Here is a 13,356-nt window from a genome sequence, read left to right on the forward strand (position 1 = left end):
CCGCAGGAATGGATATGTACTCCGTCGGCTGCGATTTTTCATCTTAGACCCAGGCCACCGCCAACAACCCAGCCCCCAGCACCACACACAACGGCGAGTAGACCCAGGTGTCCAGCCGGGCAAACCGCGACCCCTTGACCTCCTTGAAAAACCCCACCAGTTCCGAATCACCAATCGCCCGGGCGAACAGCAATAACGCAATGGCGCTGATCACCCATTGCAACCCTCGATGATCCACCTGCGGCAGCCACCAGCCAACTCGCAAGCACACCAACAGGGCAATGGTCAGCAACGCCGCCGCCACCAGCATCGTCATCCAGCCACGGGGCTTGAAGGCCGGCTGCAATCGCGCTCCGCCCTCCACCGGCACCTGCGGCACCACCGCCACGACGGCCCATTTACCACCCAACGCCCAATACACGTGTGCCAGGGCGATTGCCGCAATTACCGTCGCCAGCCATTGAGCCAACACGAAGGTCATGGTCTGAAATCCTTGAAAGGGATTTGAACAGACTCATCCTAGTCGGCTTTTTTCGCCGTGCACGCGCTCATGCCAACGACCCGACCAACGCGTTTGCGGCCGCCTCCTACAAGGCGGCTGACACCTTGTCCGCGATATCCTTGGGCAACCAGGCCTTCCAGACCTGCGGATGCGCCTTCATGAACGCTTCGGCGGCCTGACGCGGTGGCGTGTGCTTTTCACTCATCTCGGCCAGCGCCCTGTTCAACGGGTCGATGGGAAAATCGACCTTGGCAAAGAACGCGGCAATCTGCGGGTACTGCTTCTGGAACGGCGTGGACACGCCGATAGACAGCTTCGAGGGCAGCGATCGGGTCGGTTGCGGGTTGGGGTTGTCGGCGTCGGTCAGGGTTTTCCAGGCCTGCGCATCGAAGGGCGGCTCTTCCAGCTGGATCAGCTTGAAGCGACCGAGTAGCGGCGTGGGCGACCAGTAATAGAACAACACCGGTTTACCCCGGCGAATCGACGAGCTGATCTCCGCATCCAGCGCCGCTCCCGAACCGCTGCGAAAATTCACATAGCTGTCATCGAGCCCATAGGCCTTGAGCTTCTGCTTGTTGACCACTTCCGAGGTCCAACCGATAGGGCTGTTGAGGAAGCGCCCCTTGTTCGGCGCTTCAGGGTCCTTGAACACGTCTTTGTACCTGGGAAGGTCGGTGACACTGCGCAAGTCCGGCGCCAGCGCCTTGATGCCCTTGGCCGGGTCGCCCTTGACCACGTACTCAGGCACCCACCAGCCTTCCGTGGCGCCCTTGACCGTATCGCCCAGGCTCACGACCTTGCCTTCCGCCTCTGCCTTGACCCAGACCGGGCTGCGTCCCGCCCACTCCTCGCCAATGACCTGAATGTCATTGTTGGCCAGTGCGGTTTCCAGGGTGATGGTAGTGCCTGGCAAGGTGTCGGTCGGCAGCCCATACCCTTTTTCGACGATGATCCGCAGGACATCGGTGATCAGGCTGCCGCTTTCCCAATTGAGGTCGGCGAAGTGGATCGGCGCGCTGGCAGCCAGCACCGCAGCGGGTGACGCCAACAATCCGAACGTGGCCACGACAGCGGCCAGCAACCGGCGAATGCCTTTCATGCTTGTGCACCTCGTGCTGTTCACAGCAATAGCAGGATGGCCTGGCAGAAGACCGCAAAGCCTCTGAATACTCAGTCAACTGACTGTAGTAGAGGTTCCTGCTTTCGAGGGACGAGGATCACTTTTCACAGGATTGCTGCAGACAGGCCAGCTCTCTCCTGACCATGCTGGCGTACGCCGCAGGTTGCAACGCGTAGATTTGCGAGGCCACCCAGTTCAGCCAGGCACCCTGCAGGACCGCCTTTTGCTCAAACAGACGCTGGGCCTCGGCTTGCGCACGGGCCTGGTGCTGTTGGTGGAAATCGGCACGGGGCAGGACCACTATTCACTGGCCTTGAACGTCACCAGTTCGCCCTTGCGCCACTTGGCGGCCTTGCCGGTCACGGCCTTGAGGGTCTTGGTCAGGCCTTCCTGCAGCTGCTGGTGGGCGGCGAATACCGTCACCACGTTGTGCCCTTCCTTGAACAGGATGGCTTGGCCGTCGGCCGTGGTCACGAAGGCGTAATCGCCCAGGCCATAGACTGTCAGTTTGATGTCGCGGAACTTGATTTCCAGTTTGCCGCCTTCGCGGCTGGGCAACACCGACGCGCTGAAATGATCGCCGACCTTAAGTTTGAGCCCCGGTTTATCGTCCACCACGAGCGCTGTCTCGGTGTCGATCTCGGCAATGTAAATGCCTTCGGCGCTCTGTTCGGTAATGTAAACAAAACGTGACTGAAACTGTTTAACCAGCTTTGCGCGCAAATCGCCCAGCACGAACAAAGCATGCATATCGAGATTACTTACTGCCAAGGAAACATCCCCACATCTGAAAATGACGCCGCACGCGAAAAAAGCGCACGGCCAAAAAAGCGGCAATGCCGAGGTGAAGCCAGATAACCCGGGTTGAGATCCTGGATGCGCAGAGCGCTCATCCCTCTCGAAGCTTGAGCAGATTACTGGATGCTGCTCACGTCGTCTCGCCCGGCGTTCGACAAAGGCTGAAGGAAAACGCCCTTGGAACCGCCAGAGAAATACGGACTATCAACTTTAGGGAAAAAACTCTTATAAAAAAGCACTTTTCTTACATATCGCCAGCCAGAAATTGCTTTAGATAAGCCTTGTCCACCCACCAGTGACGCTGATTCTAGAGCAGCGATGCTCACCGAGACTACCCATAACGACGTACATTACGTCGGCAAACCCAAGAAAAGGACTTCACATGTGCACACTGACACACTTTGCCCATCCCCAGGCATCTTACTCCAACACCCCACCTTCCCTGCACCCCGCCTTGTTCCTTGCGACCGAAGCCGCTCCTCACTGCCCCTCGCCACCACGATTTCACGTGGTTCTGGCGGGTATCGCCTTCTTTCATATCAAAGAAACTTCCACGGGGCACGTAAGAGGTTTCCGCGGCGATCATAACCAGGCCTGCGCCCTCGCGCGCGCGCTCGAGTCACATAGGTGACACTTTCATCCCGTTTTCCCGGAAGGTTTTGTCAAGCCGGCGACTTTACTCAGCCGCCGGCCTCCAACTACTGCCATACTCCCCGACCAATCAAACGCGCCTTCCCGTGGCGGGCGCGTTAAACAACAATTTCATGGGAAGGCTGTAACGTGACGGAATTTGATATCGGCGAGTTTTTCATCAGGGGCGAAGCCAGAGAGATCGACGGCGAGTTCCAGGCCGTGATCGTGATGCGCGCCAAGCCACCGCTGAAAACCGTGACCTATCATCAAGTTGAGAAAGATCGCTGGTTCAAGTCCTCCGACATCGCCGCCCTCGCCGCGCAGGAGTCGGCCAAGGAACTGAAGGCGGCCGTCGATGCAGGCGCCTTGAAAACCTGACACGCGCCATTGCGGTCTATGCTCACTGCTGCGTTGGAACATCGTTTGCGAACTTAATGAAGCACGGCTCCCTCAGATGCAGCAGAGACGTTCTTCATCTCTATCACTCGACACGACCGATGACCTGCAAGGAGATCAAGATGGAATCACCGACCCACGACCTGAAAGGCTTGTTCGACCAGCTCGGGCTGGATTCCAGCCCAAAAGCCATTGACGATTTCATTGCCAGCCACTCCCCCCTGCCCCAAGACAAAAAGCTCATTGATGCCGAGTTCTGGACCTCCCAACAGGCAGGCTTCCTCAAAGAACAACTGCGTGAAGACGCCGACTGGGCGCGAGTGGTCGACGACCTGAACCTGCGCATGCATCAGGTTCACTAAGATCAGGCACAGTGCAGGTTGCCTGGCGCTTCGGCGCGCAATTGCGCCAACCAGGCAGCCTTGCACTCTTCAGCCTCATTGCGACTGGAATAGGCTGTGCCACGGCGTTCGCCATTGAGCAGCACCACCCAGCAGATGCTTTGCCCCATCGCCCGCAAACTGGCGGGTACTCCGCTACCGATCATGACCGCGACATCAACTTTACCGTGCATGCTGCGCCTCCAATTCCGTTAGCAACCTAACTAATACAGTTATGGTAACGACAGCGCAGGCGCGAAAACAATATCGACTTTGTACAGCTTAGTTACCAAAATTGTAACAATCGCCCGCCATCATCGGGCCCCCTCTCCACAGGTTTGTTTCTTGCCTGAAGATTGCTTGAACATTATCGAGGGTTTTCCGGCTTGTAGCCCAAGCGCAAACCACCCCAATGACGGCCCTTGAGCATGATCGGCACTGACAGGTCGTGCATGAGCTCTCCGGTATCGCGGGTGTAGGTTTGCAACAGCACGGCCTGCTGATGACTGCCACAGCGGATCCCCGTCCGGTCGGCGAACTTGCGTTTGCTGCGGTTATGCAGGGTATCGTGCTGTATATCGCCCGTCAGTGGCTGGCTGAACGCCTGGTTATGCGTCGGCACGTAGCCCTGCTGGGTGCAGGCAATGGCGAATACCAGGCCTTCGTGGCGTGGCAGCAGTGGCTCCTGGATAGCCGGCAGGACCTGATCGGTGTAACGATCAAAGCGCGTTCGGTATTTGGCCGGGTGGGTATCGGGAATCGCCTGGTAATGGCGGTCGAACAGGTCTTCGAGGCTGATGTGCCCCGCATCGATATCTGCCTCGAAGCGCGCGGCAATCTGGCTCGCGCCTTCCCGGGCGAGGTCATAGATACGCTGGTGATAGTCATCCAGGCCGACTTCGGCGAGGCGCTCGCTGATGGTCTCGGCCTGGCCTTCCATCTGCACCGCTGCCAAGGCCAGGCGCTGGGTCTGCTGGTCACTGATCGCAAGGTCGCTGCGCATCTGCTCGATGGCGTGAAACAGGCTATCGAGTTGTTCGCGGTTGGTTTCGGCACCGCGAGCGATTGCCCCGACCTGGCTTTCGACACCGGCAGCCAGGCGAGCAATGTTGTCCAGGTGCTGGCCCGTCTGTTCGACCTGGCCTACGCCGGTGTCGAGGTCGCTGGACAACTGGCGGATCTGCTCGACCACTTGTGCAGTGCGCTGCTGGATATCGGCCACCATGTCGCCGACTTCTCCGGTGGCCGTGGCCGTGCGCGCGGCAAGCCCGCGCACCTCATCGGCCACCACCGCAAAGCCACGACCGTGCTCTCCGGCCCGCGCCGCTTCGATGGCCGCGTTCAAGGCCAGCAAGTTTGTCTGGCTGGCAATGGACTGGATCACCAATGTGACCCGCTGAATGTCATCGCTGCGCAGGCTCAGGGCTTCGATCAGCTCACGGCTGTTATTGGCCCGCTGGCTGAGTTGGTGCATGCGGGCAATGGACTCGATCAACTCGGTACGCCCTGCCACGCCGCTTTGATGCGCTTCACTCGCGGCACTCAGGGCCTGGTGACTGAGGGCCGAGGTGGCCTGCTCGGTAGCGATCATGACTTCGGCATTGCCAACGATTTGTGCTGCCGCCCCCAGTTGCGACTGCAACTTGTCGGCCAGCTGCTTGACCGAGAAGGCCACGCCGGCGGCGGACAAAGCGTTATGACTGGTGGTGTAGGACAGTTCGCGGGTTAACGCCGAGAGTGTGCCGGACGTATCGACCGGCGCGACTTCAGGCATTGCGCGTGAGCGCAGGCGCGGCAGCCAGATGATCAACACGGCCAGAGTCAGGCCAAGGTAGAGCGGCCAGCCGCCCAGGGTAATGCCACACAACAGCAGCATCAGGGCGATGCTTTGCAGTGTCGGCGTCAACCAGCGGTTTTTCGGCAAAAGCGTGGGTGCAGGCACGGCCGCCACCCGAGATCCGTCTCTCGTCATCTTTTTCACCCCGCCAATTTCTAGTTGTTGTCTTCGCATTAAACGCCAGCACAAGGCCATTATCCATGAGCCTTTAGTCGGGGACGTTGCAGTGGATCAATAGAAGTTCGGGGGGATTGTGCAGGCGTCGAAAAGCAAAGATCGCAGCCTGCGACAGCTCCTACAGGGGGCTGCCGACGGCTGCGATCTTTTCCAGGCAGCCCAGGTTAAGTGGGCTGCCCAACAGAATCAGGCCTGACGCTGGTGCTTGTCGATTTGCTCGTGACGTTCTTGAGCTTCGATGCAGTACTTGGTGGTCGGGCTGATCAGCAGGCGCTTGAGGCCAATAGGCTCGCCGCTGTCATCGCACCAGCCGAAGCTGTCTTCCTTGATGCGTTCCAGGGCTTGTTCCAACTGAGGCAGCATGCGCTGATCACGATCGATCGCGTTCACCAGCCAAGTGCGCTCTTCTTCAACGGAAGCGGCGTCCGCCGGGTCGGCTGGGGTGTCCAGGCTTTCGATGGCGATGCGGTTCTGTTCGATGCGCTCATGGGTTTCGACTTTCATGTTTTGCAACAGCTCAGAGAAAAAAGCATGTTGCTCGGCATTCATGTAGTCATCCGCCGGCATGGCCAGCAACTTGTCCTTTGTCATTGATATCTCTATAAAAAAACGTGCATTAAGGCGAATTAGGGAGCGTTGCGGCGGACCATCGAAGGTCATCGCAAAGGCGCCGTTTATACCAAGCGCCACCCGGCACTCAATTTACGAGGGGCGGCAGTCTAAGGCCGACTTGAGGCCTCAGCAACTGAAAAGACAGCGAATTTGTCCGACAAAGCCTCGAAAATGCTCTAAGACAGGCATCCAGGCGGATATCGGAGTGCGTTTATAGCAAGAAATTCAATCCTGCGAAGCTTATATAAAAGACAAACCGCTGAGCTGCATGCCCCGGTTTGCAGGTCGACCGGGCTCAGCTAAGGTTGTCGCTCGCGTAATGGCTATCTCAAGGAGCGGTTAAATGAAGCTGATCGGCATGCTGGATTCACCTTACGTGCGACGCGTCGCCATTTCTGCCAAGCGCCTGGGCATCGCCCTGGAGCACGAATCGGTGTCGGTGTTCAGGACCTTCGAGCAATTTCGGCAAATCAACCCGGTGGTCAAGGCGCCGACCCTGATACTGGATGACGGTGAAGTGTTGATGGATTCGACGCTGATCATCGATTATCTGGAGGCATTGGCCGGCCCGGATCGCAGCTTGATGCCTGCGGGTATCGAACATCGCCTGCGGTCACTGCGCCTGATTGGCCTGGCATTGGCTGCCAGCGAAAAGTCGGTGCAGCTTTATTATGAACGCAACCTACGCCCGGCAGAGATTCAATACGAGCCTTGGGTTGAACGGGTCGAGGGGCAATTGGCAGCCGCCTATTCGGCGCTGGAACGAGAGCTGGAAAAGCAGCCGCTGAAAAATGACGGCTCGATTGACCAGGCTGGTATTACCCTCGCTGTTGCGTGGAGCTTTACCCAGTATGTGGTGCCGGATCAGGTTCCGGTTGAGCGGTTCCCAAAAATCGCTGCGTTCACCCGCTATGCCGAGGGGCTTGAGGTGTTTATCGACACGCCGATTGACTGACGGCGTTACGGCCACCATCGCATCGCCAGCAAGCCGGCTCCTACAGGTGCGTTCCACACCTTTACATCCACCAGCAAAAACGCCGCTTCTGCCAAAAAGGCAGAAGCGGCACAGGCACGAGGCCAGGAACTATCAGTTCATGTAAACAACGCGATCAGAATGATGATCGGGATCGGTATGCCGAGAAAGAACAGCAGTAATGAACGCATGATGATTCTCCTGAGTTAGCGAACAGGTGTGGTGTTCACATAAGTGTCGGTTTCCACATACACCACGGCATCCCGACGACGACCTCCAAATGTTGCTGCAAGGCTGGCGAAGAACGCACCGGCCAAGAGCGCAACAAACATCCACAAGGTGGTCATGGCAGCGACTTTGGCGGCGGTATCAGCAGCTTGTTGCGCAGCCAGCTTGGCGTCCGCCACGGCTTTCTGCGTGCGGGCATAGACTTCGTCGACACGACGCTCGGCGTCCGCTTGGGGCAGGTTGGTCCGTTGCGCCACCAGTTGTGCCAGGTAAGTACGGTCTTCAGCGGCCAGCTGACCGTCTTTCAGTGAGCGCACGAAAATGCGCGTCACTGTGCCTCGGGCGGCGTCGTCGCTGAGGGCGGCCGGCTGGTCATTACGAAACAGGCTGTCGATGTAGTAGCCGTACTGATCGCTGTCAGTGTTGGCTGCCGCGGTGCCCGCCGCTGCTGTCATGGCAGTGGCGGCGCCACCGGCGACCTGCGCCCCGGCCTGCACGCCACCACTGACGATGCTGCTGACCGAACCGGCGACCAACGTGGCCGTCACCAGCGTCGCCACGCACCAGGCGAGAAAACCGTGGGCGGTATCGCGGAAATAAACTTCATCGCCATGCATGTAAGCCCACTTCACCCGCAGCCGGCCGGCGATATAGCCACCGGCGCCGGAAGCGACGATTTGCGTGACAGCCAGCCAGACAATCGTCGATATGCCCAAGCCCTTGGCGCTCATGCCTTCATTGGCCCACGGCGAAACTGCCGAAAACCCCAGGCCGAATCCGAGCAGTACCAGGATCAGCGACAACGCCGCCGCCGCCGCGGCCCCGGCGAAAATCGCCCCCCAGGACACGCCCGACACTGTGCTCGATTCATCCGTGGCGGGATAGAAACCCTCAGAGGATCTATTCATTGTTGTATCGCTCCAGGCAGAAAGATGGTGTTACAAGTCTCGAAGGAGCAATTGCAGTCACCGTGCCAGTCGCGGATTTTCAATAAATCCTTTTGTTTCAGAGATTTAGAAACTTTGAACTTCCCAGTTCCATGCAATTTGCAATGAACGGCTGGTCGCAGCGGGTTTTATGCATTAAACGACGATGGATGTGTCCATGAACTTTTATTTAGTAAGCCTTCGATCATTTCTTGGCAAAATGCTGCACTACGTTGTGAATACCTAATCAGGCCAGCCTTATGACCCGCATCTTGACCATCGAAGACGACGCCGTGACCGCACGGGAAATTGTCGCCGAACTGAGCAGCCACGGGCTCGACGTCGATTGGGTCGACAACGGTCGAGAGGGACTTGAGCGTGCGGTCAGCGGCAACTATGACCTGATCACCCTCGACCGCATGCTGCCCGAACTCGACGGCCTGGCGATTGTCACCACATTGCGCACCATGGGCGTGGCCACGCCTATCCTGATGATCAGCGCCCTTTCCGACGTCGACGAGCGCGTACGCGGCTTGCGTGCCGGGGGTGACGATTACCTGACCAAACCCTTCGCCACCGATGAAATGGCTGCCCGGGTCGAAGTCCTGCTGCGCCGGCAGAACACCGTGACGGCCCAGGCCACCACGCTGCGGGTGGCAGACCTGGAGCTGAACCTGATCAGCCACGAAGCCAGCCGCGACGGCCAGTTGCTCACCCTGCTGCCCACCGAGTACAAACTGCTGGAATTCCTGATGCGCAACACAGGGCAGATCCTCTCGCGGATGATGATTTTCGAAGAGGTCTGGGGTTATCACTTCGACCCCGGCACCAATTTGATCGACGTGCATATTGGTCGCCTGCGCAAGAAAATCGACCCACCTGGCAATGTTCCATTGATTCGAACGGTGCGAGGCTCGGGTTATGTCATTGCCGAACCCGTCTAAAGGCTGGCGTTCTTCCACCAGTCGCCTGCTGGCGCTCTACAGTGCGTTGTTCGTGGTCTGGAGCGGGATACTCATGGGGGTCATGTATTACGAGGTGTCCGCTTACCTCGACAACCTGGCCAAGCATTCGCTGATGCAACGCCAGCATCTGTTCTCGCACTTCCAGGGCGATCAACTGACGGACGCCCTTGCCGTCAGCATGACCTTCGACATCCGCGGCATCGACGCCTACGGCCTGTTCGATGCCGAACATCGTTACCTCAGCGGCGCCTTGCGCCACATTCCCAAAGGCCTGCCGCTGGACGGCAAGATTCACATGCTCAACGACTGCGCCGAGTCCGACGACCCGACCCTGCCCGTCGACAGCTGCGACGCGGTGGCAACCCAGACGAAAGATGGTCGCTGGCTGATCCTGGTGCGGGACAACGGTTCGTTGTTTGCCGTGACCCGGATCATCCTCCATGCCTTGTTCTGGGGCGTGACCCTGACCATCTTGCCGGGCATCGTTGGTTGGCACCTGTTGCGCCGCCGACCGCTACGGCGGATTCGCGCGATCCAGGGCAGCGCCGAAGCCATCGTCGCCGGGGACCTTACCCGGCGTCTGCCGCTGTCCAATCGCCGCGATGAACTGGACATGCTGGCCGCCATCGTCAACGCCATGCTCGAACGCATCGAGCGCTTGATGAACGAGGTCAAGGGCGTGTGCGACAACATCGCCCATGACTTGCGCACCCCGCTGACCCGCCTGCGCGCGCAGCTCTACCGCATGCAACAACAGGCCGGCGAAGGTTCGCCACAAGCGACGCAATTGGACGCGGTGTTGGCCGAGGCCGACACCCTGATGGCGCGTTTTCGCGGGCTGCTGCGGATTTCCGAACTGGAGGATCGCCAGCGCCGGTCCGGTTTCGTGCAATTGGACGCGGTGTCCTTGCTACAGGAACTGCATGAGTTTTATCTGCCATTGGCCGAGGACGATGGCCTGACGTTTGAACTGCAACTGCCCACATCGCTGCCTTCGCTCAATGGCGATCGCGCCCTGCTGTTCGAAGCGGTGGCCAATCTGTTGAGTAACTCGATCAAATTCACCCCGCCCGGTGGCCAGGTGATTTTGCGTGGGGTCAATGAGAACGGGCATACCCGCATCGAAGTACTCGACTCCGGCCCCGGCATTGCGGAGGCTGAACGCGAGGCGGTGTTCCAGCGCTTCTACCGCGCCGAGGCGGGGAATCAGAAAAGTGGTTTCGGCTTGGGGCTGTCGATCGTCGCGGCGATTGTCAGCTTGCACGGATTTGCGCTGGAGGTGGGGACAAGTGAGTTGGGTGGAGCGCGGTTGGTGCTCGATTGTCGGGAGAGTCTGATTACCCCCGCATGATCGTTCCCACGCGCCGCAAAGGAATGCCTCAAGGGACGCTGCGCGTTCCAGCTTGCGAAAGGGACGCGGAGCGTCCCGGGCTGCATTCCCACGCAGAGCGTGGGAACGATCAGTGATCAGGCTGGGTAGTTCGCCCGCAGGGCCTCAAGACCACCCTGGTAAATCCCGGTGAATAACGCCACGACTTCCTCATGGCTCACACCCACCGGCTCAAACCGACCGGACCAGGTCACCCGGGCGCCCTGCCCCTGCGCTTCAACGCGGATCGTCGCCAGATAATCAGTGGCCGGAAACGGCGCCTGCAAGATCGAGTAACTGTAGGTCTTGCTATCGTTGTCGAACGTTTGCAGGCGCTCAACCACCACCGCGCCGTCCGCCGTTTGCAGGCTGCGTACCCGCCCGCCTTCGCTGAGCTCACTCTTGGGAATGAAGGGCAGCCAATCCGGCAGCGAATTGAAACCGCCGATCAATTGCCAGACCTGATCGGCCGAGGCCGGGATGTCGATGGATGCTGAGGTTGTTGCCATGAAAAATACTCTCCAGATTCAAAAAGGTTCAGATCGCCAGGCTGTCGACGACACCGCCGTCGACCCGCAGGGCGGCGCCAGTGGTGGCCGAGGATAGCGGCGAAGCAATGTAGGCCACCAGGTTTGCGACCTCCTCGACATCCGCTACGCGCTGGATGATCGAGCTCGGCCGCGCCTTGCGCACGAACGCGTCGGCTTCTTCCCGAACGCTGCGTCCGGAGGCGGCAATGGCGTCCTTGAGCATTTCCTCCACTCCGTCAGTGAGGGTCGGACCCGGCAGGATCGAGTTGACTGTCACCCCCGTGCCCGCCAGACGTTTGGCCAGGCCATGGGACACGGCCAGGTTGGCACTTTTGGTTACGCCGTAGTTGATCATTTCGGCGGGGATCGCCACGCCGGATTCCGAAGACAGGAAGATCACGCGGCCCCAGCCCTGCTTGACCATATCCGGCACGTAATGCCGGGCCAGGCGCACACCGGAGATCACGTTGACTTCATAGAAACGTGTCCACTCGCTGTCCGGGGTCTCGAAGAAGTCCACGTCGTTGTAGATCCCGAGGTTGTTGACCAGCACGTCAACACGGGGTTCGGCGGCGAACAGTTTTTCCGCGCCTTCAGCCGTACCCAGGTCGGCGGTCAGCCCGCGCAGTTGAGCACCGGGCACTTGCTGACGAATGCTCGCCAGCGCCTGCTCGACTTTGGCCGTATCGCGGCCGATCACCACCACCGTGGCGCCGCATTCGGCCAGCGCCTTGCTGATCCCCAAGCCTATGCCGGCCGTGCTGCCGCTGACAATCGCCAGTTTTCCACTCAGATCGATTTTCATGCTCAAGCTCCAATGATGGGTAATGGGGCACGCTCGGAGACCAGCCTGGCGTCACGCAGGTCCTGCCAGAAAGCGGCTGGAACCACCTCCGCCAACGCCGAGATATCTTCGGCAATGCGCTCAGGACGGCTGGCACCTGGAATCGCCGCCGCCACCGCCGGGTTGGCCAGGGAGAACTGCAAAGCAGCCGCTTTGATGCTGACACCGTGGGCAGCGGCGATGCGCTTGATCTGCTCGACTTTATTGATGATCTGCGGGCTGGCCTTCTGGTATTCGAAGTGCGCGCCACCGGCCAGGATCCCCGAGCTATACGGACCGCCGACCACGATCTCGACGTTCTGCGCCAGTGCTGCGTCCATCAGACGCTGCAAGGCACGATCATGGTCGAGCAGAGTGTAGCGGCCCGCCAGCAAAAAACCGTCCGGTTGCGCTTCGCTCAGATCCAGGGTCAATTCGCACGGCTCGACCTTGTTCACCCCCAGGCCCCAGCCCTTGATCACGCCCTCTTCACGCAGGCGGGTCAGAACTTTGAACGCACCGGTACGGGCCTGGTTGAAGTACTCCAGCCATTGATCGCCGTAGAAGTCCTGGGCGATGTCGTGCACCCAGACGATGTCCAGGCGATCGGTTTGCAGGCGCTTGAGGCTGTCTTCGATCGAACGCAGGGTCGCATCGGCGCTGTAGTCATTGACGATCTTGTTCGGGCGACCATGCTCGAACACCCCGCTCTTCTCGCCCAAATCGCGAGCGGCGGCGTCTTCGACCTCGTCGAGAATCACCCGGCCGACCTTGCTGCTCAGGACATAGTCATCGCGGTTGTAGCGCGACAGCGCCTGACCGAGGCGAATTTCCGACAGGCCCGAACCGTAGAACGGCGCGGTATCGAAATAACGCACACCGGCATCCCAGGCGGCGTGGACGGTGGCTTGCGCTTCTTCCTCGGGAATGGCGCGGAACATGTTGCCGAGCGGTGCAGTGCCGAAACCCAGTGCGCCGGGCAGTTTGTCTTTCAAGCTCATATTCAGATCCTCATCAGTTCAGTGGTCAGGTGGTGACCGTTGAGCAGATCCTAGATTGCGACCATCGGACCGTCCAAGACATAATA

General features: G+C 59.4%; 17 protein-coding genes. 6 read left to right on the plus strand and 11 right to left on the minus strand.

Going from position 1 to position 13,356, the window contains the following annotated elements; all coding sequences use genetic code 11:
- Window positions 1-43: 43 nt before the first annotated feature.
- The 4 genes from PG5_RS08630 to PG5_RS08645 all read right to left on the minus strand — a co-directional run bounded on the left by PG5_RS08630 (window position 44) and on the right by PG5_RS08645 (window position 2,393).
- Window positions 44-481 (minus strand): DUF3995 domain-containing protein, encoded by a 438-nt coding sequence (locus tag PG5_RS08630; RefSeq protein WP_020796720.1) that lies wholly within the window; start codon window positions 479-481, stop codon window positions 44-46.
- A gap of 106 nt (window positions 482-587) precedes the next feature.
- The gene (locus PG5_RS08635; protein ID WP_020796721.1) at window positions 588-1,601 is read right to left on the minus strand and encodes an ABC transporter substrate-binding protein; all 1,014 of its coding nucleotides are present in this window, start codon (window positions 1,599-1,601) and stop codon (window positions 588-590) included.
- A gap of 118 nt (window positions 1,602-1,719) precedes the next feature.
- Window positions 1,720-1,923: a hypothetical protein gene (locus PG5_RS08640; protein ID WP_020796722.1), complete on the minus strand. Its 204-nt coding sequence runs from the start codon at window positions 1,921-1,923 to the stop codon at window positions 1,720-1,722.
- Window positions 1,923-2,393 (minus strand): hypothetical protein, encoded by a 471-nt coding sequence (locus PG5_RS08645; RefSeq protein ID WP_020796723.1) that lies wholly within the window; start codon window positions 2,391-2,393, stop codon window positions 1,923-1,925. The genes PG5_RS08640 and PG5_RS08645 overlap by 1 nt, the downstream gene beginning before the upstream one ends.
- Window positions 2,394-2,802: 409 nt before the next feature.
- Here PG5_RS08645 and PG5_RS34785 point away from each other — a divergent pair, with 409 nt between their 5' ends.
- From PG5_RS34785 to PG5_RS08655, 3 genes are all read left to right on the plus strand, one after another.
- A complete protein-coding gene (locus tag PG5_RS34785) occupies window positions 2,803-3,051 on the plus strand; it encodes a hypothetical protein (RefSeq protein WP_080725390.1) in 249 nt (82 codons plus the stop codon).
- Window positions 3,052-3,200: 149 nt separating this feature from the next.
- Window positions 3,201-3,431 (plus strand): hypothetical protein, encoded by a 231-nt coding sequence (locus PG5_RS08650; protein ID WP_008064250.1) that lies wholly within the window; start codon window positions 3,201-3,203, stop codon window positions 3,429-3,431.
- A 140-nt stretch (window positions 3,432-3,571) separates the two neighbouring features.
- Window positions 3,572-3,811 carry a DUF2789 domain-containing protein gene (locus tag PG5_RS08655; protein ID WP_020796726.1) on the plus strand — a complete coding sequence of 80 codons (240 nt, stop codon included), beginning with the start codon at window positions 3,572-3,574 and terminating at the stop codon, window positions 3,809-3,811.
- 2 nt (window positions 3,812-3,813) lie between these two features.
- Here the strand turns inward: PG5_RS08655 and PG5_RS08660 are convergent, their stop codons facing one another.
- From PG5_RS08660 to PG5_RS08670, 3 genes are all read right to left on the minus strand, one after another.
- Window positions 3,814-4,023, minus strand: a complete 210-nt coding sequence (locus PG5_RS08660; RefSeq protein WP_020796727.1) for a hypothetical protein — start codon at window positions 4,021-4,023, stop codon at window positions 3,814-3,816.
- 173 nt (window positions 4,024-4,196) lie between these two features.
- Window positions 4,197-5,861, minus strand: coding sequence for a methyl-accepting chemotaxis protein (locus PG5_RS08665; RefSeq protein WP_371106604.1), 1,665 nt, complete (start codon window positions 5,859-5,861; stop codon window positions 4,197-4,199).
- 168 nt (window positions 5,862-6,029) lie between these two features.
- Window positions 6,030-6,434, minus strand: coding sequence for a TraR/DksA C4-type zinc finger protein (locus tag PG5_RS08670; protein WP_007935965.1), 405 nt, complete (start codon window positions 6,432-6,434; stop codon window positions 6,030-6,032).
- A 364-nt stretch (window positions 6,435-6,798) separates the two neighbouring features.
- Between PG5_RS08670 and PG5_RS08675 the strand changes: the two genes are divergently transcribed.
- Window positions 6,799-7,410, plus strand: a complete 612-nt coding sequence (locus PG5_RS08675; protein WP_020796730.1) for a glutathione S-transferase — start codon at window positions 6,799-6,801, stop codon at window positions 7,408-7,410.
- 224 nt (window positions 7,411-7,634) lie between these two features.
- Here the strand turns inward: PG5_RS08675 and PG5_RS08680 are convergent, their stop codons facing one another.
- A complete protein-coding gene (locus PG5_RS08680) occupies window positions 7,635-8,564 on the minus strand; it encodes a hypothetical protein (RefSeq protein WP_042955307.1) in 930 nt (309 codons plus the stop codon).
- 278 nt (window positions 8,565-8,842) lie between these two features.
- On the opposite strand from PG5_RS08680, the gene PG5_RS08685 reads away from it, so the two are divergent.
- Both PG5_RS08685 and PG5_RS08690 read left to right on the plus strand, forming a co-directional pair.
- The gene (locus PG5_RS08685; RefSeq protein ID WP_020796732.1) at window positions 8,843-9,526 is read left to right on the plus strand and encodes a response regulator transcription factor; all 684 of its coding nucleotides are present in this window, start codon (window positions 8,843-8,845) and stop codon (window positions 9,524-9,526) included.
- A complete protein-coding gene (locus PG5_RS08690; RefSeq protein ID WP_020796733.1) occupies window positions 9,504-10,898 on the plus strand; it encodes a HAMP domain-containing sensor histidine kinase in 1,395 nt (464 codons plus the stop codon). The genes PG5_RS08685 and PG5_RS08690 overlap by 23 nt, the downstream gene beginning before the upstream one ends.
- A 116-nt stretch (window positions 10,899-11,014) precedes the next feature.
- Here PG5_RS08690 and PG5_RS08695 read toward each other — a convergent pair whose 3' ends face one another.
- The 3 genes from PG5_RS08695 to PG5_RS08705 are packed head-to-tail and all read right to left on the minus strand — an operon-like array spanning window position 11,015 to window position 13,270.
- On the minus strand, window positions 11,015-11,425 hold the full coding sequence (locus PG5_RS08695; RefSeq protein ID WP_020796734.1) for an SRPBCC family protein: 411 nt from the start codon (window positions 11,423-11,425) through the stop codon (window positions 11,015-11,017).
- A 28-nt stretch (window positions 11,426-11,453) separates the two neighbouring features.
- A complete protein-coding gene (locus PG5_RS08700; protein ID WP_020796735.1) occupies window positions 11,454-12,251 on the minus strand; it encodes an SDR family NAD(P)-dependent oxidoreductase in 798 nt (265 codons plus the stop codon).
- A 2-nt stretch (window positions 12,252-12,253) separates the two neighbouring features.
- Entirely contained in the window at window positions 12,254-13,270 is a 1,017-nt protein-coding gene (locus PG5_RS08705) for an aldo/keto reductase (RefSeq protein ID WP_020796736.1), read from the minus strand.
- Window positions 13,271-13,356 lie beyond the last annotated feature (86 nt).

Origin of the sequence: Pseudomonas sp. G5(2012) (assembly GCF_000408945.1) — a bacterium.
Taxonomy (GTDB): Bacteria; Pseudomonadota; Gammaproteobacteria; order Pseudomonadales; family Pseudomonadaceae; genus Aquipseudomonas; species Aquipseudomonas umsongensis.

Excerpts from the sequence above, each read along its gene's own strand:
- PG5_RS08630 (WP_020796720.1), bottom strand. The coding sequence starts at position 481 with ATGACCTTCGTGTTGGCTCAATGGCTGGCGACGGTAATTGCGGCAATC.
- PG5_RS08635 (WP_020796721.1), bottom strand. The coding sequence starts at position 1,601 with ATGAAAGGCATTCGCCGGTTGCTGGCCGCTGTCGTGGCCACGTTCGGA.
- PG5_RS34785 (WP_080725390.1), top strand. The coding sequence starts at position 2,803 with ATGTGCACACTGACACACTTTGCCCATCCCCAGGCATCTTACTCCAAC.
- PG5_RS08655 (WP_020796726.1), top strand. The coding sequence starts at position 3,572 with ATGGAATCACCGACCCACGACCTGAAAGGCTTGTTCGACCAGCTCGGG.
- PG5_RS08660 (WP_020796727.1), bottom strand. The coding sequence starts at position 4,023 with ATGCACGGTAAAGTTGATGTCGCGGTCATGATCGGTAGCGGAGTACCC.
- PG5_RS08665 (WP_371106604.1), bottom strand. The coding sequence starts at position 5,861 with ATGGCCTTGTGCTGGCGTTTAATGCGAAGACAACAACTAGAAATTGGC.
- PG5_RS08670 (WP_007935965.1), bottom strand. The coding sequence starts at position 6,434 with ATGACAAAGGACAAGTTGCTGGCCATGCCGGCGGATGACTACATGAAT.
- PG5_RS08675 (WP_020796730.1), top strand. The coding sequence starts at position 6,799 with ATGAAGCTGATCGGCATGCTGGATTCACCTTACGTGCGACGCGTCGCC.
- PG5_RS08680 (WP_042955307.1), bottom strand. The coding sequence starts at position 8,564 with ATGAATAGATCCTCTGAGGGTTTCTATCCCGCCACGGATGAATCGAGC.
- PG5_RS08685 (WP_020796732.1), top strand. The coding sequence starts at position 8,843 with ATGACCCGCATCTTGACCATCGAAGACGACGCCGTGACCGCACGGGAA.
- PG5_RS08690 (WP_020796733.1), top strand. The coding sequence starts at position 9,504 with ATGTCATTGCCGAACCCGTCTAAAGGCTGGCGTTCTTCCACCAGTCGC.
- PG5_RS08695 (WP_020796734.1), bottom strand. The coding sequence starts at position 11,425 with ATGGCAACAACCTCAGCATCCATCGACATCCCGGCCTCGGCCGATCAG.
- PG5_RS08700 (WP_020796735.1), bottom strand. The coding sequence starts at position 12,251 with ATGAAAATCGATCTGAGTGGAAAACTGGCGATTGTCAGCGGCAGCACG.
- PG5_RS08705 (WP_020796736.1), bottom strand. The coding sequence starts at position 13,270 with ATGAGCTTGAAAGACAAACTGCCCGGCGCACTGGGTTTCGGCACTGCA.